Source organism: Aeromicrobium phragmitis (assembly GCF_003674095.1).
Classification (GTDB): Bacteria; Actinomycetota; Actinomycetes; order Propionibacteriales; family Nocardioidaceae; genus Aeromicrobium; species Aeromicrobium phragmitis.
This window is the reverse complement of record NZ_RDBF01000059.1, coordinates 1-510: the sequence shown is the minus strand read 5'-3', so window position 1 is coordinate 510 and position 510 is coordinate 1. Positions and strand designations below refer to the sequence as shown.

Here is a 510-nt window from a genome sequence, read left to right as displayed (position 1 = left end):
GTCGACGACCGCAGTGAAATCCTGCCCGGCGTCCACCCGCTCCATCCGGCCCGGAACGCCCGCGCTCTCCGCGATCCCACGCGCCGCCTCCTGCGGGTCGTGGCCCTGGACGGCGAGCGCCGCGACGACTGCGGCTGCGTTGGCGACGTTGAACGTGCCCGGCAACGGCACGGAGAGGTCGACCTCGACGCCCTCGGGTCCCAGCAGTCGAGCCGTCGTGCCGGTCGGGTGAGCGACGACATCCACGGCGCGCCAGTCGGCCGGGTCACCATGCGTCGAGACCGTGACGACCGGCACCGTCGAGCCCGTGGCCAGGCGCCGTCCGTACTCGTCGTCCACCACGACGACGCCGGAGTTGGCGTGCTGCGGTGTCAGCAGGCTCGCCTTCGCGGCGAAGTACTCCTCCATGTCCGCGTGGAAGTCGAGGTGATCGCGGCCGAGATTGAGGAACACGCCGACGTCGAACGTGAAGCCGTCGACTCGTCCCTGCGCCAGCGCATGGCTCGAGAC

The 510-nt window shown here is 71.0% G+C and carries 1 protein-coding gene; it reads right to left on the bottom strand.

Annotated features, from left to right (window positions below; genetic code table 11):
• Positions 1-510, bottom strand: a 510-nt coding sequence (locus D9V41_RS16235; RefSeq protein WP_243697322.1) for a Mur ligase family protein, incomplete at both ends; no start/stop codon positions are given.